The organism is Robinsoniella sp. KNHs210, assembly GCF_000686105.1.
Lineage (GTDB): Bacteria > Bacillota > Clostridia > Lachnospirales > Lachnospiraceae > Robinsoniella > Robinsoniella peoriensis.
The window spans coordinates 3,850,710-3,874,705 of sequence record NZ_JMLZ01000002.1; the positions used below are offsets into that span (position 1 = coordinate 3,850,710).

A 23,996-nucleotide genomic window follows, 5' to 3' on the forward strand; every position below is an offset into this window, starting at 1 on the left:
GTAAATACCGCCGGGTCCGAACTATGATATGATGATCTAAAAGAATTTAGGGAGGAAAATGTAAATGGAACGCTTAGATGAGTTGTTATGGGAACAGGTAAAAAGAAATCAGATCAAAGGGGCACAGATAGGTGTGTATCACAATGGATTACCGGTATATGAGCATGCATATGGATATCAGCCGGGCACTATTTACCGCCTGTATTCGCTGAGCAAGCCGGTGGCAGCTGTGGCGGCAATGCTTTTATTTGAGCAGGGCAGGCTGGATCTTTTGAGTCCGGTCAGTACTTTTCTGCCTGAATTTGAAGAAATGGAAGTCTGGACACCGGATGGACTTAAAAAGTCCGGTAAACCGATTACCATATGGGATTTACTGAATATGACGGCGGGAATTGTTTATCCCGATGAGGATGGGCCTGGGAAAATTATGCAGAAGGCTTTTGATGATATTCAGCAAAAAACGGGGACACAGGAGGCTTACACCACAAGAGAGATCATGAATATTATTGCATCCCAGCCGCTGGCTTTCCAGCCGGGGGAAAACTTCCGCTACGGGCTTTGTGCAGATGTTCTGGGCGGTGTAATCGAAGTAATTACCGGTCAGAAATTAAGTGCATTTTATCAGGAAAATATATTTGACAGACTGGAAATGGAGGATACGGGATTCTATGTGCCCCTGGAAAAACAGGAGCGTCTGACAGAGCTTTACTGTAAAAAGGTCACTCCGGAGGGGACGGTATTGCAGGAAGATCATGAGCGCCACCTGGGGCTGGGTTTTGGTTTAGAACCGCCGGCATTTGAATCAGCTGGAGCCGGACTTTACGCTACATTAGAAGATTATGCTCATTTTGCCAATATGCTGGCGGCAAAAGGTATTTATAAAAAGCAGCGGATTTTGTCCGAAGATACGGTGGATATGCTGGCAAGGAATCAATTGGGACCCGGTCAGAGAGAAGATCTGTGCAAAGCGTTTGCCCATTTAAGGGGATTTGGATATGGAAACCTGATGCGCATCCATATGCAGCCCGGTGTATCGGGCATGAACTCACCCATCGGAGAATTTGGCTGGGACGGATGGAGCGGTCCGTACTGTTCCATTGATACTTCCAGGCAGCTGGTAGTATTATATATGACCCAAGTCAGCGGCTATTCCGGCTGGGAACTGCTCCGTAAAATGAAAGCAGTAGTGAATGCTCGGATTTCGAACAAAATGAGTGAATCTTGAAATCAATATCCTGAAATCTTTGTGATATCATAAATTCATCAAGAAAACACAGGTTCTTAAACAGCAGAACGAAAGGAAGGGTATTATGAAGAGAAGGAAAGTATTAAGTCTTGTATTGGCAGCGGCAATGCTGGCGGGAACGCTTGCAGGCTGCGGGGGATCAGGGGACGCAGCAGGAGCGGATAACGGTTCAAAAGCAGCAGAAACTAAGGAGACAACGGCGCAGGATAATAAAGCCGGCAGCACCACATCTGCGGCAGAGGAAACCAAAGAAGCAGCAGCGGGTGAAGCAGCATCAGATGGTGAAGTGACCACACTGACCTATTGGGGGTGGGATACCAACTGGTATGAACCAATGTTTGCAGAGTTTGAAAAAACCCATCCCAATATCAAAATAGAAGCGACTACGGTAGCATTCAGCGACTATTTTACCAAAATCCAGCAGGCAATTGCTTCGGGTTCCGAATTGCCCACCATGGTTCAGCAGAGCTGTACCCTGATTGAAAATTATAAAGAACTGGGGATTTTTGAAGATCTTACACAAGATCCATATAATGTAGATCCGGATAAATTCTTTGACTTTATTAAAGGACGTGCCATGACGGATGACGGAGCATTGATCGGTATTGAACAGTCGGTATCTCCTTCTGCAATTGCTTATAAAAGAGATTTAGCGAAAAAATACTTTGGAACAGATGATCCCGCAGAATTAGCAGAAATCTTCAAGACAACGGATGATTATATTAAGTATGGAAAAGAAGTGCAGGAAAAATCAGGCGGAAAGGATTATCTCTTCCATTCCGGCGGTGCAGTAGCAGAGTGGCTGTATTTTGCGGATACTACGGATCTGCAGAGTGGAAATACAGTAAACTTTACAGAGAAAATGTCACCTGTTATGAAGCTTTTATGCGACATGAGAGATAACAAAGTGGTTGACACCTTTGAAAATGGAACACCCCAGGCAAACGCTACTTACTCAGATGAGAATCATCTCTTCTATCCATGTCCTAACTGGGCAATAACGTATTACATCAAAGCCAACGATCCGGATGGATCCGGAAACTGGGGCTTAATGATGCCTGCAACCGGCGGCTACAGCCATGGAGGATGTTCGGTTGGTATTACAAATACAAGCACAGATGCACAGAAAGAAGCAGCATGGGAATTTTTAAACTGGGCATTTTTCACCAAGGAAGGTGTAGATACAGCTAAAAAAGAAGTAGAATATTATGTACCGACAAAAGAATTTTATGAAGATGCTACTTATGCTTCCGGAAAAGATGATTTCTTTGGAGGACAGGATGTAGGCGGGTTCTTATATGGAGAGATTGCGCAAAGCATTAAGCTTCCCAAGTCTTCCATCTATGATCAGACAGTGATCGATATCCGTGATCTGCTGGCGGCAGCTGTGATGTCAGATTCCGGTATGACGGCAGACCAGGCAATCCAAAAAGGTCTGGAGGAATGTACCAACCGGATAACAGACAGCGGTATAGAAATCAAATAGTGTATGAAAAAGCGGAGGAGTGGAGCTTTTACCGGTGTAAAAAACACTGCTCCGTTTTTTATGCTCAAAAATAAATGTTATAAGGAGGATCTCTAAGATGAACAGCAAAGGAAATAAAAAATATAGTGTATTCTGGCCTGTAGTTTTTATTGCACCATTCATAATATTCTTTTTTACTTTTAATTTATTTCCCATCATTTATTCTTTTTTCTTAAGCTTTACAGATTGGAACGGAATCGGTGAGAAAGTTTTTGTAGGCCTTGATAACTACATCCGTATATTTACCAAAGATACGACCTTTCTAAAATCTCTTTGGAACACTTTATATATCATGGTGCTGGGTTTTCCCATCTCTGTATTCCTGGGGCTTTTAATTGCAGCATTTTTAAGCAATTTGAAAAAATTCAGAAATCTGTTTCAGACAATTAACTTTCTGCCATATATTACGACTCCGGTTGCAATCGGGCTTATTTTCACTTTTTTGTTTGACTGGAACACAGGGATCATAAACCGTATCATTGAATTTTTTGGAGGTGAAGGAATCAACTGGCTGGGAAATGCAAAGTTTGCACCGGTTGTAATCGGTATTATGATTATCTGGAAATGTACCGGCTATTATATGGCACTTTACCTTGCAGGCATTACTTCCATATCGACAGATATCTATGAGGCAGCAAAGGTTGATGGGGCTGGAACCGTAAAGACATTTTTTAAGATTACCATGCCTTTATTAAAACCAATTACTATTTTTATTACGATTACAAGCCTGATTTATGCACTGCAGTTATTTGATGAACCGAATCTGATGTTTAATGTTTCCACCACCAGTATTATCGGAGGACCGGACCGTTCCTGTCTGACTATGGTCTGGAACTTCTACGATGTGGCATTTGGCTCTACTGCAAGGCTTGGGTATGGATCAGCGGTATCCAGTACACTATTCATTATTATTGTTGCTGCATCTTTAATCGGTATGCGGTTTATGAACCGGAAGGAGGAAAACTGATATGAAAAGAACAGCAAAGATTTCTTCTTATATTATTTTAGGCATCATTTCTTTTGTTTCACTGGTCCCCTTTTATCTGATGGTGACCATGTCTACCTACAAAACAGAAGAGATTTTCAAAGGTCTTCCATTTTTACCGTCAGGATATTTTGCGGAGAATATTAAGACAGTGTTCCAATCAAACTTTGTACAGACGTATATGAACAGTTTGCTGGTGTCCTTCTTATCCATGTTTATCTGCGTTCTGGTCAGCGCAATGGTAGGATATGCCATGACCGTTTATAAATTCCGGTTTAAGAAAGCACTCACCAACTTCATCATGCTGACCATGATGGCACCTACCCAGATTGGAATTATCGGATACATGATTGAAATGCGTACGTTCCATCTGACAGGCAGCCTGTGGCCCATGATTCTGCTGTGGTGCGCAAATGGATTTGGTGCTTTTTGGATGATTCAGTTTATCGGCGGCTCCCTTCCGGTGGAAATAGTGGAAAGTGCCCGCATTGACGGAGCCGGGGAAATGAGCATATTCTTTAAAATGGTATTGCCTTGCATTAAACCGGGTATCCTCACACTGTGCCTGTTGATTTTCCTCTGGTCATGGAATAATTATCTGGTTCCTTTGGTTTTTGTAAACAACGAAAGCCTGAATACCATTCCTATATTTATCAAAGGGCTTGCCAATGCATACCGGACAGATTATGGTGCTCAGCTGTCAGGACTGGTGTTTGCAACAATCCCCCTCTTACTGATGTTCATATTGGGATCCAAAAACTTTATCAACGGTTTGACTGCGGGAGCAGTCAAAGGGTGAGTGTCCATGGTATAATAGTCACCAGATAAAGGCGAAAAGGTGCTTTCTGATATCATGTGTGGGCTTAAGCATGCCGAAAATGCTTTCGATGAATACGGGCATATTCGTTTAATTCTTGGAGGTAGGTTTATGAACGAAAAGTCTAGGATTTATATTGTAGATGATGAAATGATGGCGATCGCTTATTTTAAATCCCTGGTGAGGGAGGCATCCGATGATATTGAAATTGTAGGGGAGGCATTGCAGGGTGCGGCGGCATATCCTGAGATCTGCAGGCTGAAGCCGGATATCATATTTGTAGATATCAGTATGCCTGTGATGAATGGACTTCAACTAGCCGGTAAATTGCTGAAAGCGGATAAAACAGTGAAAATTGTTTTGCTGACTTCTTACCGGGATTTTGATTATGTAAAAAAAGGCATGGAAATGGGTGTTGTCTCTTATATGCTGAAAAATGAGCTGACCGGGGAGACCCTGAAGGAAGAAATAGAAAAAATTATGAGCAGCCTGAAGGAAGAACGTCATAAAGCCCATATGTATGCAGAACACAATCTGAGAAAGTTTCTGACCAGCCAGGCGGCAGAGGAAGAGGATATTATTTACCGCAACCATCCCCTGCAAAGATATGGCTTGCTGTATATCTGTGAGGATCAGCCGCTGAGTCTGGATGGTGAGAACAAACGGCTGTCCGTATACGATGGGGAGCTGCTGGAAATGCTGGAATATCCCGGGGGCCTTGTATGCAGAAGTGCTGTGGCAATGGGAGAAGGCAGATGGTGTACCATTTTTTTTATTGATGTAAATGTTGCAGTAAGTAAAGATTTGTTAATGCAGGCAGGAGAAGTGATCCGCAGTGCCATGCTGCAAAAAGGAATCCACGTAAGTTGTATAGCTTCCAGGGCTACAAAAAAGTTTCTGGAACTGCCGGATTTGTATAAAGAACTGGCGGATCTGTCTGACTATACTTTTTTCTGTGGTGGGGACAGGGTTCTCTGGCAGGAAGAACTGCAAAAGTGCTGTAAAACAGACCCTGATTATGATGGACTTATGCTTCAGCTGATGTATACCCTGGATGAAGAAGACCAGAATGCATCAGAGTTTACCTTGCATCAGATGCTGGAAAAATACAAAGCTGCTTACTCCAAAACAGAATACACCAGAATTTTGCGGGAAATACGTGGTATCCTGAAACGATATGCGGAACGTAAAAAAGTGGAAGCGGGGATTATTTGGGAAAATCATGTATTTGCCAGCGTCCTGCAGGTAGAAGAGTGGTTATATGAAGGCATGAATGAAATCTATGAGAGATTGCATTCATACAAAGGAGAACAGTATTCCAGAATGATCGGATTGTGCCTGGAATATATTCATAAGAATTTTGAAAAAAATATTTCTGTCCAGGATATTGCAAATGCGGCAAATATTTCAGAGGGACATCTGCGGAAATGTTTTAAAAATGAACTGAATATTACAGTGGTTGATTATCTCACAAATTACCGTATCCGGCGGGCTAAAAAAATGATGAAGAGCGGGGAGTATAAAATTTCGGAGATCTATGAAAAGGTTGGATTTACGTCCAGCCAGTATTTTAGTTACGTGTTTAAAAAGATCGAGGGTGTTACTCCCAGCGAATTTCTGAAATCATTATAGAGAACGGGAGGTAAGTAGGATGCAGGAGGCAAAAATCATGAAGCGGACAATCCGTACTAAAATTATGCTGATGGTTTTTATTCCCGTTATAGCGGCATTTTTAATCAGCGGCATTGGAGCATCCCAATATTTTTACCGCATATTGGAGAGCCATACGGTTATGGGGGAAGATCAAAAGCTGGCGCAGACAGCAAGGCAGCTTCAGTATATCCAAAACAATGTAATTAATATTGCAAAACAGATTGTAATCGATGAACAGGTGCAAAATCTGCTCAGAGAAGAGCGCAATGAAGATGTACTGGAAAGCCTGATTACCGAGCGCAGCGTAAAACAGACACTGCGTACTTATATCAATCAGTTTCCTTACATTTATGGAGTCACAATTGTATCTCCCGAAATGGATTCTTATTCCAGCAACCAGACGGAAGGAAAGTTTAATCCGGAAGAGGAAATATGGTATACAAAATTTAAGGATACCGGCCTGTACAAAGGATTTTCTGCACCGCATATTTATACCCTGGAACAGGGAATCCAAAAAAAAGAAGTGGTAAGTTATATCATGAGTTTTAAGGATATTCGAAATGGCAAAGATATTCTGGGCGATATCATTTTGCATGCCGGTGTCCCGGAGATGGAAAAATACGCAAAACTGGATACCGGTCTCCTAAGCGGATATGCACTGTATGACCGTGGGGGAAATGCAATACTGCATAATGGTTCCATCAGTATGCCATTTCCGGAAGTAAAACAACAGACCGGCAGACAGATACAGCTTGTAAATAAAAATACCATTCTGGTAAACCGCAGTTTGGAGGATGGCTGGATGATGGTATCAGAAGTATCGAATACGCTGCTTCTGAAGCAGTTAAAATATATAAAATTATTCTTCCTTGCTATTTTTATGGGTGCAATCAGTATCCTGGCCCTGGTTTTATATTTTTGTATCCGAAATATTACCAAACCCCTGGAACAGCTTCATACAGCGGCTGTCCAGGTAGGGAAAGGCGATTTTGAAATTGCAGTGGATATCCGTACAAACGACGAATTAATGGTATTGGGAGAAGCGTTTAATACTATGGTTGCCGATATTAAGAGAAGAATGGAAGAGAGCATTCAATACGAGAAAACCACAAAGGAAATGGAAATTAACCGGCTCATGCTGCAGATCAATCCTCATTTCATCTATAACACGTTGAATTCCATTGTTTATATGGCGCAAATAGAAGGAAATAAAGAGATCGTGAGATTTTCCAATGCTTTTATATCTTTACTTCAGGATACCCTTCGGGTACAAAAAGACAGTATCTTTATCAGCATGGAGCAGGAACTGAAAAATATAAAGAATTATCTGCTGCTGCAATCTTACCGGTATCCCCAGCGGTTTGATGTCATCTATGATGTTGACGAAAGTGTATGTCAGGCAGCAGTTCCCAATGTACTGATCCAGCCCATAGTAGAAAATGCTATTTTTCATGGATTGGCGGGGAAAACAGAAAAAGGGATTTTAGAGATTATTATCTGCCGTATAAAAGGGATCACAGATGATATACGAATTACCATACGTGATAACGGTCTTGGAATGGAGGAAGATGTTGTAAAACGTATTCTGAATCAGGATGATTCCATACAGGGACAGATGCGCACCATTGGTGTGGGGAACGTCAAGAGCAGAATTGAGCATATCTACGGGAAACAGTCTGGCAGCAGACAGGCAAACGGATGTAAAAATGAAACTGGTGAAAAAAATTATGGAATGGAAATTAAGAGTACGCCCGGTAAAGGCACGGAAGTAGTGCTGTATATTCCGTTTCTGAAACTGGATCAAAATAAATGTATTTAACGATTTAACAGGAGGAATCTATGAATATAGAAAATAGAAAGGGTGGATTTACTCTGCCGGGTGAAGCCGGATACGAAGAACTCACCTTAAAACTGGCAAAGCAGTGGGGAGCAGATGTAATCCGTGACAGTGACGGCACCGAACTATCCCGGGAAATACTGGATGCAGGTTACGGAATTTATTCTACAATCTGCATTATCCGGGACCATAATGACTGGGCGAAAAAGAATATGGATAAACTGCAGCAGACCTTTCTGGTGACACAGCCGAAAACGGCTGTGGAGGAAAGCGTTTCCTTTCGGTTGATGGAAGACTTTTTTGAAGGGCAGTTTCAGGTGAATGATTCGGAAAATGCAATGAAATACTGGCAGGTATATGACCGGACCAGTAATGAAGAGATATCCCGGGAAAAGTGGAGCTATGACAGAGAACAAAAGACGGTGAAGGTAAATAAAACTGCACTCTGGCACAAGTATACCGTAAGCTTTCTGGCATACCGCATCTGGGAAGAAATTTCCATGTATAACCATACTACTAATGGATGGGACAAGGAACATCTGATGCAGATTGATCCCAGGTATCCTGAGACACAGAAATATATGCTGGGGTGGATGAAGGACTGGTGTGAGGCGCACCCGGATACCACAGTGGTCCGTTTTACTTCCATGTTCTATAATTTTGTGTGGATGTGGGGAAGCAGTGAAAGAAACAGACATTTATTTACGGACTGGGCGTCCTATGACTTTACCGTCAGTCCCCTTGCCCTGGATGAATTTGAGAAGAAATATGGTTACTCGATGACGGCAGAAGATTTTGTAAATAAGGGAAAATTCCATGTTACCCACATGCCCGGAGACAAAAAGAAAGCCGATTGGATGAAGTTTATAAACGATTTTGTAATTCAGTTTGGAAAAAAGCTGGTGAAAATCGTCCACGACTATGGTAAGGAAGCCTATGTGTTCTACGATGACAGCTGGGTTGGAAATGAACCTTATGGTAAAAATTTTGAAAAGTTTGGATTTGATGGCATCATCAAAGCGGTTTTCAGTGGTTTTGAATCCAGACTCTGCAGCGGGGTTAGGGTAAAGACCCATGAACTGCGACTTCATCCCTATCTGTTTCCAACAGGAGTGGACGGTTCGCCCTCTTTTCTGGCTGACGGTGATCCAAAGGCGGAGGCACAGAGATACTGGAAAGATGTACGAAGAGCAATTTTAAGGCAGCCGGTCGACCGTATCGGGCTGGGCGGCTATCTGCATCTGGTTGAGCGAAAACCGGAGTTTGCCGATTATATGGAAGAATTGGCAGATGACTTCCGTAAGATCCGGGAATTACATAAAACAGGGGCACCGATGAATTTCAGACCGAGAGTTGCTGTTTTGCATTATTGGGGGCGACTTCGTTCCTGGACGCTGTCGGGGCATTTTCATGAGACTTATATGCATGATCTGATCCATATCAATGAAAGTCTGTCAGGTCTTCCCTTTGAGGTCAGCTTTATCAATTTTGAAGATGTGAAAAAGGGAGCACTGGACCAGATAGACGTTCTGATCAATGCAGGCGCGGCAGGTACGGCATGGAGCGGCGGAGATGTCTGGAAGGATTGTGAAATTGTAGAAAGACTGACTAAGTGGGTCCACGATGGAGGCGCATTTATTGGTGTAAATGAGCCTTCCGCTGTGGATGGATACGATACTTACTTCAGAATGGCGCATATACTGGGAGTGGATAAAGACACAGGGGCAAGGGTGTGCCATGGAAAATGGAAATTTACAGCCGAGGAAATTCCCGGGCTGATCCCCGAAGGAGCCGGCATAAAATCCGGGGAAGGAATGTATCTCACAGACGGATCAGCCAGGGTGCTGTTGGAAAATGAAGGTCAGCCGTTATTAACGGTTCATTCATTTGGAAGGGGCTGCGGAATCTATCTGTCATCTTACCGGATTTGCCCGGCGAATACCAGAATGCTGCAAAATCTCATTTTATTCGGGGCAGGGGAGAAAATGGATCAGGAGGGAGTCACATCGAATCTGAATACGGAATGCGCTTATTTTCCTGACGGACACGCACTGGTAGTAATTAATAATACGGATACAGAACAGGAAACACTGGTAAAGGTGGAAGGAAAAGAAATTTCCTGCAGACTGAAAGCATATCAGACAGAAGTTATAAATATTTTCCTGTAGAATGAAATATTAACCGTTATAATTCCAGAAACTGGATATACTCCAATTAATGAAACATCTCATGAAAGGAGTATAAACACATGATCAAAATACCCATTACATTCCAGACCCCGGATGACGCTGTCCAGTTCGTCAATATTGTCAGCAGATATGATGTAGATGTAGACCTGCGGTATGGACACCATATCGTTGATGCAAAGTCGCTGGTGGGAACTCTGGCGCTAAGCTCTGCAAAAAATATTGAAATGATCATCCATGATAATGAATGCATGGAACTGGTACAAGAGGTAGGACCATTTGTAAGCCGCAGAATGATGGCTTCCAGGAATTCACACAGACCGGATCAAGACAAGGCGGGACGTTAATTCCATACTGCTTTCTGATTTGTAACCATGATTCCATAGTATGAATCTCTTCAAACAGGAAAAGCTGCTGGCAGGTGCCGGCAGCTTTTTTGAGGTGCATATTGATTGGAGAATACAGTTGTTAAACAATTTTATATTTATAGCGTTGACAAGGTATTTTATAATGATATAATAATTATTATAATGATTAGAATAATTAGAACGATAATCAGAAAGAATTATGAGGAAACGGGTATGAATGAAAGTAAAACAATTGAGTTTAAAAGAGAGTTTACAGATGATATAAAGAAAACAGTGGTTGGTTTTGCTAACTCTGACGGTGGTACAATATATATTGGTATACAGGATGATGGATCAGTCGTTGGAGTAAATGATGTGGATGATACCATGCTGCGTATGACCAATGCCGTCAGAGATGCAATACGGCCGGATGTTACACTTTTTGTAGAATGTAATAATGAAGTAATGGAAGATAAAGAAGTCGTTGTTGTTTCAGTACAGAGGGGGACAGCACGCCCTTATTATATATCTAAAAAAGGATTGCGTCCGGAAGGGGTATATGTAAGGCAGGGAGCGTCTACCGTTCCGGCAACAGAGACCGGGATTCGAAATATGATCAAGGAAACTAGCGGTGACTGTTATGAAACAGCACGGTCGCTGGAACAGCAGCTTACTTTTGTAAAGACGGCAGACTACTTTAAGAGGAAAAAGGTTGCGTTTGAGGATAATCAAAGGATTTCTCTGGGCTTGATTGGAATGGATGGGGCATATACGTGTTTAGGGCTTTTATTGTCAGAACAATGCCAGCATACAATAAAACTGGCAGTATTTGAAGGAAGTAAAAAAGCAGTTTTTAAGGAGAGAAAGGAGTTTACCGGATCGCTGCTAGGACAGGTAGAGGATGCATATGAATATATCGAATTATATAATCGTACCAGAGCTGAATTTAAAGGTCTGGATAGAATTGATCGTAGGGATTATCCCGAAGAAGCCTTGCGTGAAGCTCTTTTGAATGCAATTGTACATCGGGATTATTCGTTTAGCGCCAGTACATTGATTAGTATTTTTGAAGATAGAATTGAATTTGTGACGGTAGGCGGTTTGGTGAAAGGAATGACATTAGATGATATTTTGCTTGGTGTATCTATTTTAAGAAATCAAAAACTGGCAAATATATTCTATCGTCTGAACCTGATTGAAGCATATGGAACCGGGGTACCTAAGATTGTGGAGAGCTATGAAGAGGCTGATGAAAAGCCTCGGTTTGATGTGACGAATAATGCCTTTAAGATTACTTTGCCAAATAGGAATTTTTATGCCAATAGGCTTACACACGAACATATAAATGCAAGTATTAACCGTTATACGGAGAGAGAGGAGCAAGTTCTTAATCTTTTTGATAAAAAAGATTATATTGTTCGAAAAGATGTTGAAGAAGCCGTTGGAGTATCACAGGCAACAGCAATTGTACTGCTGCGGGAAATGACAAAGAAGGGGTTTATTATAAAAAGTGGGGGTGGGAGATTAATTAGATATAAACTAAAAGAGTAGTTTGACGAAAAGACTCATTATCGATAAGAATTGTCATATCGATAATGAGTCTTTCCGTTACAATGCAGATCATTCAAATCGTATCCATGCCTCTTTGGGAAGTGCTAGCTTGCACTCAACCTCCATGCACTTAATCATCCCTGCGATAGCGGGACAGGATGCATGTCCGGGGAGATGTTCTGATGCATACTCATATAAGGGGCCTGTGCCCGGTTTTCCAAGACAGACCTCATAAGCATCAAAGGTATCCCCCAGGTCGTCAAACATTTTTTGGATACTTGCGCACCCGGAATCAACTTTTACTGTAACTTCCATCTGATCCTCAGAAGAAGCTTCTATACTGGTGATCAGCCCGCAGACACCTGGATTAATAGTTACTTTTGTCATATGTATACCTCCTTCATAAATTTCTTATATTTAATTATAAGACGACTTTTGAAAAAAGCATAGACTTTTTATAGATTTTTATCAGTTATTTTGTTTGTTTTTTCGAAATCCAGAACAGAGGACATGTCTGTATAGATCACATAAAACACGGGGTATTTCTCTTTATACACTTCATCCACAAAAAGGCCGTTGGCTTTCACGGGAATATAATGGCCATCGGAGTGGCGCAGCCGGTAAGATAAGGAGAAAGGAACTCTTTCCGGCAAAGATTTATAATAAATGTCCAAAGCGCCGGGAAGGTCGTCCGGATGAATCTGTGAGAGGACATCATAATCCGGATCGGAAAATGTTTTTGCGGTGGTGCCGGTAAGCTCAGTTCTTTTCTGATTGAAATACAGCATTCTGAATTTGCCATCCACCCATGCTATTTTGGAGATGCCGTCAATGGAAGTACTGATTAATGCAAGCATATCCTGCTGGTTGACATGAAACACAGAATCTCCTTCAATATTTTTATTGAAAATACAATAAGAGCCTTTTCCGTGTCCTTTGGTATAATATAATGCCTGATCGGCTTTTTCATATAATTCCGTGTAGGAGCTTCCATGATCCGGGAACAGGGACACGCCAATACTGGTAGAAATATAGTATTCACTGTTTTTTCCAAAATTCTTCCGGCTCAATTTAGAGCAGAACCTTTCTAATTTATGAATAACAGAACCTATATCATGGAAATCTCTCATGCAGGCTGCAAATTCATCCCCGCCAATTCGCCCTACGATATCACTGTCCCGGAATTGCGATCTTAATTCTGCCGCAAATTCTGTAATGACGGAGTCACCGAAGGTATGGCCAAAAGTATCATTGATGTGTTTGAAATTATCGATATCAAATATAATAAATGCATGACGCAGCCTGTTAGGAGCATCTTTGTAAAGAATACCTGATATCATATCCTCAGTAGTTCTTTTGTTGTACAAACCGGTAAGGGAATCAATCTGTGATTTTTTAAGAAGCATAATTTCCCTTTTCTTTTCCGCGTCTATATTCTGGCGGTATGTGATCATACGAATGGACTGGTTGGATGCCCAGAAAAAAATTCTGGCATTAATCCGCATCCAACGGTATTTATCCGGTGATTCCAAAAATAAAAAATCATAAGTCAGGGTATTAATACCGCTTTTATAAACTTCCAATACGTGCTGGGGAGAAAAAATCGCCATATATCCCTGGATATAATCTTCTTTCACCTGTTTTTGTGCAATTGTCTTCAGTGCTTTATCATAGGGGGAATCCCTATCTATGCCAAGGCTTTCAAAATATTGTTTGGTACCTTCACCGCAGGCACAGTTATGGGTGATATCCAGTTCATAAATATTTTCATACAGACCTTCCGTTGCTTCATGAAGGAGCTTATGGTATTCCAGCTCGGCATCAATGGAAAGTTTTAGGATCTGTTTATTGTATTTACGGATTACCTTTGTAATCGTTAGGAGTACACATATGATAATAAATATTATAATCGCAATATTTCTTCCAAGCTGCAGATGGAGCTGATGGCTCACTGCAGTAGAATTGTTAGCAACAACCAGGTGCCATTTTAAGTTAGGGATATATTGGGCAACGCAGTATTCGCTTTGGTATTGAGGGTGGTCACACCAGAAAGTTTCTTTCCCTGTTGTATTTTGCAGAATGGTATCCTTGAAATCAACAAGTGAAGAATCTTTAAAAATATTTACATTTTCATAGCCCGTCTCTGAGGAAGAGACCTGTATAATACCATCATGATCTATTAATCTGGCAGTGACTCCAAACTGCCGGTCGTATTCTTTTAGAAGTTCCTGAAGATGATCTACTTTTAATCCAACACCCACTACCCCTAAAGTACTCCCGTCCTTTGCTTTGATTTTGCAGTTTACAAAAATGGTGATGATGTTATCACTGGCTTCGTCATTATCCACATTGAGAGAATATTCATTTTCGTGTTCGATAAAATCATAATACCATTTGTTTTCCGGGTTATCGACAGTAATCAACCGGTCAATGCCATTAAAGTGATAATAGCGGTTTGTATTTGTGGAAACCAGGAATACTGAATCATAGGAATACTTTTCTTTATAGGAATTCAGATATTCCCGAAGCTGCTGTATGTAAGTATCATCTTCCATGTGATTCTTTTCTTTGGAGAGAAAATCAACCAGCAAGCTGTCATTTGCCATGGTAAGTGAAACATTTACCGGTTTAGCAAAGATGGAATCAATTTTATGGTAGATGCCATCTGAAGCCAGGGCGGATACATTTTCAATATCTTTTTGAAAAATGCCTATATTTGAGCGATAACTAATAATTGAAGTAATTGTAAAACCCAGTGTGATGATCACGCAAATAATAATATTTGTACGTATAAGGGTACTCTTTTCCATGAAAAATTCCTGCTTTCTGTTCGGAATGCGGCATACATGAATAGTTTAAGAAGTTATTCATGAATTTGCCGGTATAAGAAGCCGGTGGTAAATTCTGCCCAGCTGTAGTTTGACATATATTCGCCGGCATAACTGTTGATGGCACGGACATCTCCGTTTAGAAAATTATAGTAGTCACATTCTATTTTGGAGGTGTCCACTGATATAAAGTTACGTTTTTTTATTACTACATCATCTGCATCTGCGCTTTTTAGCGTTTTCATCATATCACTGACAATCGTTTGAAACTGTTTCTGAAGAGAAATACTGTACTCCCGGTCTTCCCATAAAATTGCACTGAGTTCGGCAGTAGTTGATCCTGCGCCCTTACGGTCGATCAGATAAGCAAACAGTTCCTTGGATTTGATCCGTGAAAATTCAAGTGGAATACTTCCGTTAAATACTTCAAAACTGCCAAAGGTCTGTACACGAATTTTTTTATCCGTCTTTTTGACGATTGGATTACGCAGATAGGCTATTTCCGAATGAATACTTTCAACGGAGACAGGCTTTAGAAGATATCCGCTGGCATGAAGGGAAAAGGCATCTACGGCATAATCAGGAAAACCTGTCACAAAAATAATATTAATGTCAGGCTGAGTGTCTTTAAAACGTTTTGCAAGGTCAATCCCATTCAGTCCATACATTTCCACATCTAAAAATGCAAGATCTACCGGGTGGGATTTCACGTATTGAAGAGCGTCAAAAGGATCCAGAAAAGGTTGTATCTGACAATCCGGTTCAGCTTCCCCCAGAATTCTGACTAAGTAAGCAAGTGCAAGTTCTTCATCATCTACGGCTATAATATTCATTTTTCAGTCGCTCCTTTGTAAATAGTAATGACAGCTGTAGTTCCCTCTTTGGGAATACTTGTGATGGACAGATGACTGCCCCCCTGTGAATAAAGGCGTTTTCGAACATTTTCGATGCCAATATGAGTGCGTCCGTCATCCTGTTTTTTATATGGGTCAAATCCAATGCCGTCATCAGAGATGGTAACGATAAAGGCATTCTCAGTTTCTTTGGTTGATATGGTTACCGTACCCCCATTAATTTTTTTGGTAACACCATATCGAACGGAATTTTCAACTAAAGGCTGGACAGTCAGGGAAGGAATCAGAAATCCATTTGCATGGATATCGTAAACAATCCGAAGCCGGCGTCCAAATCTTAATTGTTCCAGGGATAAATAGTTCTTAATATGATTCAGTTCCTTCTCGAAAGGAATGGGGGCACTGCTTGAGAGAGAATCCAGATTGCCCCTTAGGAAACTGGCAAAATCACCAACTGCTTTTTCTGCGCGGATAGGATCAATGGCGCAAAGCTGTTTGATTGCAGTCAGTGAATTATACAGGAAGTGAGGCTGTATCTGGCTTAGAGCTATCGCTATACGGCTTTGTGCCAGTTCACTTTCTAATTGTCTGGTCAGGTAAGCATTATTAATGCTTTTGTTAAGATAACGCACGACGAATATAAACTGGGTTATCATAAATAGCAGAAATCCTGTAATGAACCAAATATTAAAGGGAATGATCTGCAAAAAATAATTCACTACATCACCTGCGCCTAAAAAGCAGAGGCAGCAGGACTGCAGTATAAATTTAGTCGTTTTATTCGAATTATGCCTGATTTCATGCAGCAGGCAGAAAAATGCTACGATAGAACTAATGCCCAGTAAGATGCACAGCGGGGTTAAAAGTTCATAACCATCTAAAATACCGCATCCCTGGGTCAGAATAAAGAACAAAAGAAATCCTAACAGGGAATATGCAACAGCAAATAGGAAATACCTGGCATTTCCTGTCACAAAGTTCAGCATGTAAAGTACGAGCAGTAACGGTGCCAGTGATAAACAGATAACATCTAAAATATTGGTGAACAGTCCATAAGGGATTATTAGCGAGATCAGATTGAAATCGATCAGTACCCATATTCCGCTTACAATCGTAAAAAATGCCAGGTAAAAAGGTGCCGGAGATATGGGTGTCTTTAAAATTTTCAATAGCATCAGTGCTCCTAAAAGCATCATACCAAACAGTACGACAAAAAACCCCAGGAAAATTTTAGTAAAATTATTCTTGAGCAGAAATTGAAATAGTGCACCAGAGTCTCCCTTGTATATCTGATGGTAAAAATTATTATATGATATCGAGAGATTATTATGGTAAATACTGCTTAGTTCGATTTTTATTTCATCCTGTAAAGTAATGTGAGGGAACATAACGCCAATCCATATATTACCGGGAGATTTTACAAATGAGGGGTAAGTTCCCTTTTCTCCATAGGAAAAATATTCCCTGCCATTTATATAAATTTTAAATCGGACATTATTCAGCCGGAAAAGGAGTTGTTCATTATCCTGTATTTCATGGTCAAAATGTCCGGTTAAAATTAGTGAAGGCACCTCTGCTCCGTTAATATAGGTTTCAGATGTCAGATCTCTTGGGAGATCTGACGGTGATGCCTGATAAGTTCCAATGAATTGCACAGAGGTAAGATTCTCAGGATGTTTATAATTATTTTCTTCCTGTATGGAGTAAATAAGAAGCATAACAGAAAGTAAGGATATCGTACATAAAAGAACGGAAATTAGCAAAGGTAAATGTCGTTTCAAATGTAAGGCCTCCTCTGTGATAACCCGGGTAATTACAATGATCTAATTGAGTAAGTATAAAATCAATACCACACCAACACTACACCAAAAGAAAAAATAAAAATGGAAAGCAAGCTTGACATTTCAGAAAATAAGGTATATGATGAAAATGTAAAGGAAGCTTTCCATAATGAGAAAGGGGCGGTGAGGTGAAAAACCGGTTAGAGGAAATAAGAAAAGAAAGAGGGATCCGTCAGGAACAGCTGGCACAGGATCTTGAGGTTTCCAGGCAGACAATCGGATCACTGGAAAACGGAAGATATAATCCCTCAATTTTACTGGCATTTAAGATTGCAAGGTATTTTGAAATGACAATTGAAGATATTTTTATTTATGAGGAGGATTAGGATATGGGGTATAAAATAGGAAAATATGTTATATTTACAGTGATTGGTCTGGTGTTAGGAGCATCAGGGGCGGTATTGGCAAAGCTTTATGGTGACGCAGAAGGAATTATGGCTGTACTGCCATTTATTATGATCGGTATAGGGGCAGGTGTATTTGGCCAGAATATTGGTACTGTATTTACAAACCTTTCCTATCGGAAAAATCCGGAAGCAGCAAAGCAGATTAGGATTGATACAAATGACGAGCGAAATATCTCCATAAGGAACCAGGCAAAAGGCAAAGCTTATGATCTAATGATCTATGTATTTGGAGCACTCATGCTGGTATATGCCCTGATGCAGGTAGAACTTTGGGTTACACTTACACTTGTCGTGGCATATCTGATTGTTATTTTTGCAAATGTGTTTTATATCAGCAGATACAATAAAAATATGTAAGAAGAGAATTGCATTGGTGACAAAGAAGAGAAATCTCCATATCTGCTTTACAAATGGATAAATTTGATCTATCATCGGTAATAGAAAAACTATGATAATCCATAAAGAAAGCAATTTTAAAACAGACTCTTGGAGGTTATATGGAATATTTTGATATCCGTGATTTAGATGGAAACATCACGGGAGAAACCAAAGAACGCTCATTGGTGCATAGAGACGGAGATATTCATGGGACTTCCCATGTGTGGATCATTAGAAATAATACAGATGAGGATTTTGATATCCTGTTGCAAAAAAGAAGCAGTGACAAAGATTCCTTCCCAGGCTGTTATGACATTTCTTCGGCCGGACACATACCGGCAGGGCAGGACTACCTGGAATCGGCAATACGGGAACTTAAGGAGGAGCTGGGCGTGGTGGCGGCAGCGGATGAACTGCACTATATAGGGCGCCATGATGCCCTTTTGGAAACAGAATTCTACGGAAAACCCTGGCGGAATTATGAGTTAAGTGCAGTTTATGTGCTTTACCGGGATATGAACCCCGAAGAGTTTATCCTGCAGACATCAGAGGTGGAATCCGTAATATGGCTATCTTTTCGGGAATGCATGAATCAGATGGAAAACGGAGAACTTAAGCACTGTATTTATCAGGATGAAATGGAGTTGCTGGGAACATATTTATATGGACACAATCAGGAGGCATAAGTGAAATGGCAAAAGAGCAAAAAACCAATGCAATGCGGATACTGGAAAAAAATAAGATACCCTATGAACTCATCACCTATGAATGTGATGAGTTCATAGACGGTCTCCATACAGCAGAAAAAACTGGTGCGCCCGTTGAGCAATCCTTTAAAACACTGGTGGCCCAGGGAAAGAGCAGGGAATACTACGTATTTGTGATTCCTATTGCAGAAGAAGTACATTTGAAAACAGCTGCCAAAGCAGTGGGTGAAAAGTCAGTGGAGATGATCCATGTAAAAGATATCAATAAAATAACCGGATATATCCGGGGGGGATGCAGTCCGGTTGGAATGAAAAAGCAATACAAGACAATCATACACAGCAGTGCCCGGAAATATAATGAAATCTATATCAGCGGCGGAAAACTTGGAACCACGATCAGGCTGTCGCCGTTAGCCCTGCAAAGTCTGGTGAAAGCTGAGTTTGCGGATATCGTTGTTTAATACTTTTTCAAAATGCAGATATATTGGGGAGGTACTTGTAAAAAGAATAATAGTTGCTATACAATAAAAGCTTTATTGTACAAAAGCGTTGCTGGGTCCCGGGGATATACCTTCCCGGAAAGAAAAGCAGCGCTTTTGTATGTCCTGACATAAGAATTACTCCGTGTTAACGTTTTCTGTAAATCACCCGCCCTTGTATTTGACAAAATAATCTTTTGTTACCCGGAATACCGTAGGCGACAGTACCGTAATGGCTATCAGGTTTGGAATCGCCATAAGTCCGTTTAGCGTATCCGAGACGCTCCAGACGAAATCCAGCCGGGCAACAGCTCCGATTACGATAAAAAAGATATATATAAACTTATATGCAGGCACAACTTTGTGGCCAAAGAGGTAGATGACTGCCTGCTCTCCGAAATAGGACCAGCTAAGCAATGTAGCCAGACCAAAAAGCAGGATAGAAAAGGAGACAAAGATATCTCCCATCGAGCCAAAGGTGGAAGCAAAAGCAGCTGACGCAAGCGGTACACCATTTGGAAGCGCATCAATATAGCGGGTAGTCTGGTACATCTGGTCTAACTGCATGGCATTTAAGTAAGCCGTCTGGTCATAGACATTGGAGCAGAGGATAGCCAGGCCGGTAATGGTGCACACCACCATTGTATCGGCAAATACCTCAAAGATTCCCCACATACCCTGGATAGCCGGATGATCCACATCTGCGGCGGCGTGTACCATAACGGAACTTCCAAGTCCTGCCTCATTGGAAAAGACCCCGCGGGAAATTCCGGTACGCATGGCGGATGCAATTCCGTATCCGAGAATTCCGCCCCCTGCGGCACGAAAGTTAAATGCCTCATGAAAGATAGAGCTAAAGGCAGCCGGTACATTTCCAATGTGAGTCAGAACTACAAGGAGTGCACCAATAATATACAGGATAGACATAATTGGTACCAGTTTTTCACTTACGATAGTAATGCGGCCAATTCCCCCGGTTATAACAAGTCCCGTAATAAGAGCAGCAGCAATACCGATTGCCAGCTTTGGGGTACCCCAGGAATGGTTCAGGGCATCTGCCATGGAGTTAGACTGGGACATATTGCCCATGCCCAGTGCTGCGCCGATACAAAAAAGTGAAAAAAAACAGGCGAGCCATTTGCAGTGAAGACCTTTTTCCATATAGATCATGGGGCCTCCGCTGTAGTGTCCGTCCTTATCTTTATTTCGAAAGCAGATGCCAAGTACGGTTTCACCATAATGAGTCATCATACCCAGGAGAGCGGAAACCCACATCCAGAAAAGAGCGCCGGGTCCGCCTGCCGTAATGGCGGTGGCAACCCCGGCGATATTTCCTACACCGCCGGTAGAGGCCAGGGCAGTAGCCATTGCCTGCCAGGGAGATATGGAGTTTTTCTTTTTACCGGATTGTAAACCGGGCTCAGGTGATTTTGGTGGAGATTTTTTAAAACAGGTGAGAATCGTCTCGGAAAACCAGAGCTTAAAATGACGAAATTGAAAACATCTGGTTCCAACTGTATAGAGAACTCCCACAGCCAGAAAAAATACCAGCATGGGAACTCCCCAGACGAAACGGTTAATTGTATCATTCAGGACAGATATGTAGTGGACCAATGTCTGCATGGCATACCCTTTCATGGGAATTGTTCTTCACATAATACTACGCATGAAAGAAATATTTATGACAACCCATCGTAAGAAAACGGATCGCATAATTAGATACAAGCACTTTTCAGTAAGTTATTTTAGTGTTTTAAATATGGGTTTAGGCACTTGGGTAATACCAATCCCATAATCCTGATTCATCTTGATACAGGAACCCTCATAGACCGGTCCGCCCTCAAATGGATCAGTTCTGCAGAGCGATGGTCCATCCAGGTCTACTTTTGTAATAATATTTTTTCCCGCAGCAAGATGTGCGGCGGCACTGACAGCAATTTTACTTTCCAGCATACAGCCGATCATACATTCTGCACCGTAGATTTCTGCGATACTGCAGATTTTCAGGGCATGATGGATACCACCTGTTTTCATCAGCTTGATATTGAGCATATCCGCTCCATGCATTTCCAAAATCCGAATGGCGTCACGGGGAGTGAATATGCTTTCGTCTGCCAGAATGGGAGTGCAGGAGTGAGACGTAACATACTGCATGCCATACAGGTCATGAGCCGGGACCGGTTGTTCAACCAGGTCAATATCCAGTCCCAGATCCTCCATCCGGGCTATAATACGGACCGCTTCTTTGGGATTCCAGCCCTGGTTAGCATCTACCCGTATGGTGACCTGGGGGCCCAGCGCTGAGCGGATCTGGGAAATGCGTTCTACATCTTTCATGCCCTCTTTTCCTACTTTGATTTTCAGAATCTGAAAGCCCTGGTTTACAGCGTCAAGGCTGTCATGTATCATAATTTCTGTGGGATTTACACTGATGGTAAGGTCGGTCTCAAGCGTCTGCTTTGCACCGCCGAGTATCTGATAGAGGGGACGGTGCAGGCTCTTGGCATAGAGGTCGTAAACTGCCATATCTACAGCTGCTTTGGCGGATGAATTATTCAGGATACAGGAGTGAAGTGCATGCATGATGCCCTCTATGTCATCAATCTCCTTACCAATTATGGAAGGGGCGATAAAGTTACGAATGGCACAGATTATGGAGCCCTTGGTATCCCCTGTAATGACTGCGGTTGGAGGAGCTTCTCCATAGCCGGTTTCTCCTGAATCCGTATGAACAGTGATTACAATGTCATTGATAGAACTTACGGTACGCAGCGCTGTCCGAAAGGGTGTTACCAGCGGAATATCTATTTCCTGGATATCAATTCTAGAAATTTTTATAATGCGTTCCTCCTTAAAAATGATTGTAAATTAATGAAAGTATTGTTAAAGAATATGTATAGCTTTTTCTATCTATTCAGATAATAAAGAAGTGAACCAATTGTGAATTATGACCAAATACAGAAGACAAAAATTGTAAAATAAGACGAAATGAATATTTTAGATAAAAGAAAGGACAGAAGTCCTATCTAAAAATACAACAAGGGACTATGATCTATTTATCAAGCGACAGCAAAATGTACGAGGATTCATATAAGATATAAAAATAGTAAGAAAGGGCAGTAAGGCCGGTTAGAGCCTACCCTCTAACCGGCAATATGCAATAGGTAAGAGAATGAAAGCAAAAAGAGTGTTTTTAATTGTATTGGACAGTTTTGGAATCGGTGAACTTCCGGATGCGGACAAATTTCATGATACGGGCAGCAATACACTTAGAACAATACGTAAGTCAGGGAAGTATTTCACACCGAATTTAGAGAATTTAGGAATGTTTCACATCGAAGGGGTAGAAAAAGGGAAGAGCGAGGTGACCCCGACCGGTTCTTATGCAAGAATGGCAGAAGCATCTATGGGAAAGGATACCACCATCGGACATTGGGAAATCGCTGGTGTAATTTCCCCGGAACCGCTTCCTGTTTATCCAAATGGATTTCCGAAAGAGATTATTAAAAGATTTGAGGAAGAGACAGGCAGGAAAGTGATCTGTAACAAACCGTATTCCGGCACGGATGTAATCCGGGACTATGGGAAAGAGCATGTGGAAACCGGAGCTTTGATAGTATATACATCGGCTGACAGTGTCTTTCAGATTGCAGCTCATGAAGACGTGGTACCGCTGAAGGAATTGTATCATGATTGTGAGATCGCAAGAAAACTTCTCTGTGGAGAACATGGTGTGGGAAGAGTGATTGCAAGGCCTTTTGAAGGGACATATCCGGATTATAAGCGTACAACGAACCGTCATGACTTTTCCCTGGTTCCGCCCAAGAACACCATGCTGGATGTTTTGTCAGCAAAAGGTTTCGATACACTTGGCATTGGAAAAATTTATGATATATTTGCGGGCAGGGGAATACAGGATACCAGAAGCATAGTGAGCAATACAGACGGTATGGAGAAAACAATAGAACTTCAGGACCGTGATTTTCACGGAATCTGTTTTGTGAATCTGGTGGATTTTGACATGCTGTATGGACATAGAAATGATATCGACGGCTATGCAAAGGCAGCCACAGATTTTGATAAGCAGCTTGGAACATTTCTGGGAAGAATGAAAGAGGACGATATTTTAATAATCACCGCAGACCACGGCTGCGATCCCGGAACTGCAAGCACAGATCATTCCAGAGAATATACACCGATGCTGATTTATGGGAACAGCATCAAAGCAAATGTCTCCTTGGGAACAAGAAAAACCTTTGCGGATATCGCGGCGACGGTATTGGATTTGTTCGGAATCGAAAACCAGGTGGACGGAGAAAGTTTTTTAAAGGAAGTATGGAAGCAGTAACAGTTAT

20 protein-coding genes are annotated in these 23,996 nt (G+C 41.6%); 14 read left to right on the plus strand and 6 right to left on the minus strand.

Annotation, left to right across the window (positions count from 1 at the left end; translation table 11 throughout):
• Nucleotides 1–64 precede the first annotated feature (64 nt).
• The 9 genes from CD03_RS0123285 (at nt 65) to CD03_RS0123325 (ending at nt 12,147) form a co-directional block, all read left to right on the plus strand.
• On the plus strand, nt 65–1,225 hold the full coding sequence (locus CD03_RS0123285; RefSeq protein ID WP_027295684.1) for a serine hydrolase domain-containing protein: 1,161 nt from the start codon (nt 65–67) through the stop codon (nt 1,223–1,225).
• 85 nt (nt 1,226–1,310) lie between these two features.
• Complete coding sequence (locus tag CD03_RS0123290; protein ID WP_027295685.1) at nt 1,311–2,732, plus strand: ABC transporter substrate-binding protein; 1,422 nt, start codon at nt 1,311–1,313, stop codon at nt 2,730–2,732.
• 97 nt (nt 2,733–2,829) lie between these two features.
• The gene (locus tag CD03_RS0123295) at nt 2,830–3,738 is read left to right on the plus strand and encodes a carbohydrate ABC transporter permease (protein WP_044289614.1); all 909 of its coding nucleotides are present in this window, start codon (nt 2,830–2,832) and stop codon (nt 3,736–3,738) included.
• Between the two features lies 1 nt (nt 3,739).
• Nucleotides 3,740–4,555 (plus strand): carbohydrate ABC transporter permease, encoded by an 816-nt coding sequence (locus tag CD03_RS0123300; RefSeq protein ID WP_027295687.1) that lies wholly within the window; start codon nt 3,740–3,742, stop codon nt 4,553–4,555.
• A gap of 129 nt (nt 4,556–4,684) precedes the next feature.
• Nucleotides 4,685–6,205, plus strand: a complete 1,521-nt coding sequence (locus tag CD03_RS0123305; protein WP_027295688.1) for a response regulator transcription factor — start codon at nt 4,685–4,687, stop codon at nt 6,203–6,205.
• A gap of 37 nt (nt 6,206–6,242) precedes the next feature.
• Nucleotides 6,243–8,045 carry a sensor histidine kinase gene (locus tag CD03_RS0123310; RefSeq protein WP_197041692.1) on the plus strand — a complete coding sequence of 601 codons (1,803 nt, stop codon included), beginning with the start codon at nt 6,243–6,245 and terminating at the stop codon, nt 8,043–8,045.
• 20 nt (nt 8,046–8,065) lie between these two features.
• Nucleotides 8,066–10,231 (plus strand): 1,3-beta-galactosyl-N-acetylhexosamine phosphorylase, encoded by a 2,166-nt coding sequence (gene gnpA / locus CD03_RS0123315; protein WP_044289615.1) that lies wholly within the window; start codon nt 8,066–8,068, stop codon nt 10,229–10,231.
• An 80-nt stretch (nt 10,232–10,311) separates the two neighbouring features.
• On the plus strand, nt 10,312–10,596 hold the full coding sequence (locus CD03_RS34535) for an HPr family phosphocarrier protein (RefSeq protein ID WP_044289616.1): 285 nt from the start codon (nt 10,312–10,314) through the stop codon (nt 10,594–10,596).
• A gap of 234 nt (nt 10,597–10,830) precedes the next feature.
• Nucleotides 10,831–12,147 (plus strand): RNA-binding domain-containing protein, encoded by a 1,317-nt coding sequence (locus CD03_RS0123325; RefSeq protein WP_044290277.1) that lies wholly within the window; start codon nt 10,831–10,833, stop codon nt 12,145–12,147.
• 69 nt (nt 12,148–12,216) lie between these two features.
• Here the strand turns inward: CD03_RS0123325 and CD03_RS0123330 are convergent, their stop codons facing one another.
• From CD03_RS0123330 to CD03_RS36410, 4 genes are all read right to left on the minus strand, one after another.
• Nucleotides 12,217–12,534, minus strand: coding sequence for a DUF6951 family protein (locus CD03_RS0123330; RefSeq protein ID WP_027295692.1), 318 nt, complete (start codon nt 12,532–12,534; stop codon nt 12,217–12,219).
• Nucleotides 12,535–12,602: 68 nt separating this feature from the next.
• Nucleotides 12,603–14,957: a sensor domain-containing diguanylate cyclase gene (locus tag CD03_RS34540; RefSeq protein WP_044289617.1), complete on the minus strand. Its 2,355-nt coding sequence runs from the start codon at nt 14,955–14,957 to the stop codon at nt 12,603–12,605.
• Nucleotides 14,958–15,010: 53 nt separating this feature from the next.
• The gene (locus CD03_RS0123340; RefSeq protein WP_027295693.1) at nt 15,011–15,808 is read right to left on the minus strand and encodes a response regulator; all 798 of its coding nucleotides are present in this window, start codon (nt 15,806–15,808) and stop codon (nt 15,011–15,013) included.
• A complete protein-coding gene (locus CD03_RS36410) occupies nt 15,805–17,610 on the minus strand; it encodes a sensor histidine kinase (protein ID WP_052377939.1) in 1,806 nt (601 codons plus the stop codon). The genes CD03_RS0123340 and CD03_RS36410 overlap by 4 nt, the downstream gene beginning before the upstream one ends.
• A gap of 188 nt (nt 17,611–17,798) precedes the next feature.
• On the opposite strand from CD03_RS36410, the gene CD03_RS0123355 reads away from it, so the two are divergent.
• From CD03_RS0123355 to ybaK, 4 genes are all read left to right on the plus strand, one after another.
• Nucleotides 17,799–17,996: a helix-turn-helix transcriptional regulator gene (locus CD03_RS0123355; RefSeq protein WP_027295694.1), complete on the plus strand. Its 198-nt coding sequence runs from the start codon at nt 17,799–17,801 to the stop codon at nt 17,994–17,996.
• Between the two features lie 3 nt (nt 17,997–17,999).
• Nucleotides 18,000–18,434, plus strand: a complete 435-nt coding sequence (locus tag CD03_RS0123360) for a hypothetical protein (RefSeq protein ID WP_027295695.1) — start codon at nt 18,000–18,002, stop codon at nt 18,432–18,434.
• A gap of 140 nt (nt 18,435–18,574) precedes the next feature.
• Nucleotides 18,575–19,141, plus strand: coding sequence for an NUDIX hydrolase (locus CD03_RS0123365; RefSeq protein ID WP_027295696.1), 567 nt, complete (start codon nt 18,575–18,577; stop codon nt 19,139–19,141).
• A 5-nt stretch (nt 19,142–19,146) separates the two neighbouring features.
• A complete protein-coding gene (ybaK, locus tag CD03_RS0123370; RefSeq protein ID WP_027295697.1) occupies nt 19,147–19,623 on the plus strand; it encodes a Cys-tRNA(Pro) deacylase in 477 nt (158 codons plus the stop codon).
• 183 nt (nt 19,624–19,806) lie between these two features.
• Here the strand turns inward: ybaK and CD03_RS0123375 are convergent, their stop codons facing one another.
• Together CD03_RS0123375 and CD03_RS0123380 are read right to left on the minus strand one after the other, a co-directional pair.
• A complete protein-coding gene (locus CD03_RS0123375; protein WP_052378094.1) occupies nt 19,807–21,264 on the minus strand; it encodes an alanine/glycine:cation symporter family protein in 1,458 nt (485 codons plus the stop codon).
• 117 nt (nt 21,265–21,381) lie between these two features.
• On the minus strand, nt 21,382–22,503 hold the full coding sequence (locus CD03_RS0123380) for a dipeptide epimerase (RefSeq protein ID WP_330377489.1): 1,122 nt from the start codon (nt 22,501–22,503) through the stop codon (nt 21,382–21,384).
• A gap of 310 nt (nt 22,504–22,813) precedes the next feature.
• Between CD03_RS0123380 and CD03_RS0123385 the strand changes: the two genes are divergently transcribed.
• A complete protein-coding gene (locus CD03_RS0123385) occupies nt 22,814–23,989 on the plus strand; it encodes a phosphopentomutase (RefSeq protein WP_027295700.1) in 1,176 nt (391 codons plus the stop codon).
• Nucleotides 23,990–23,996 lie beyond the last annotated feature (7 nt).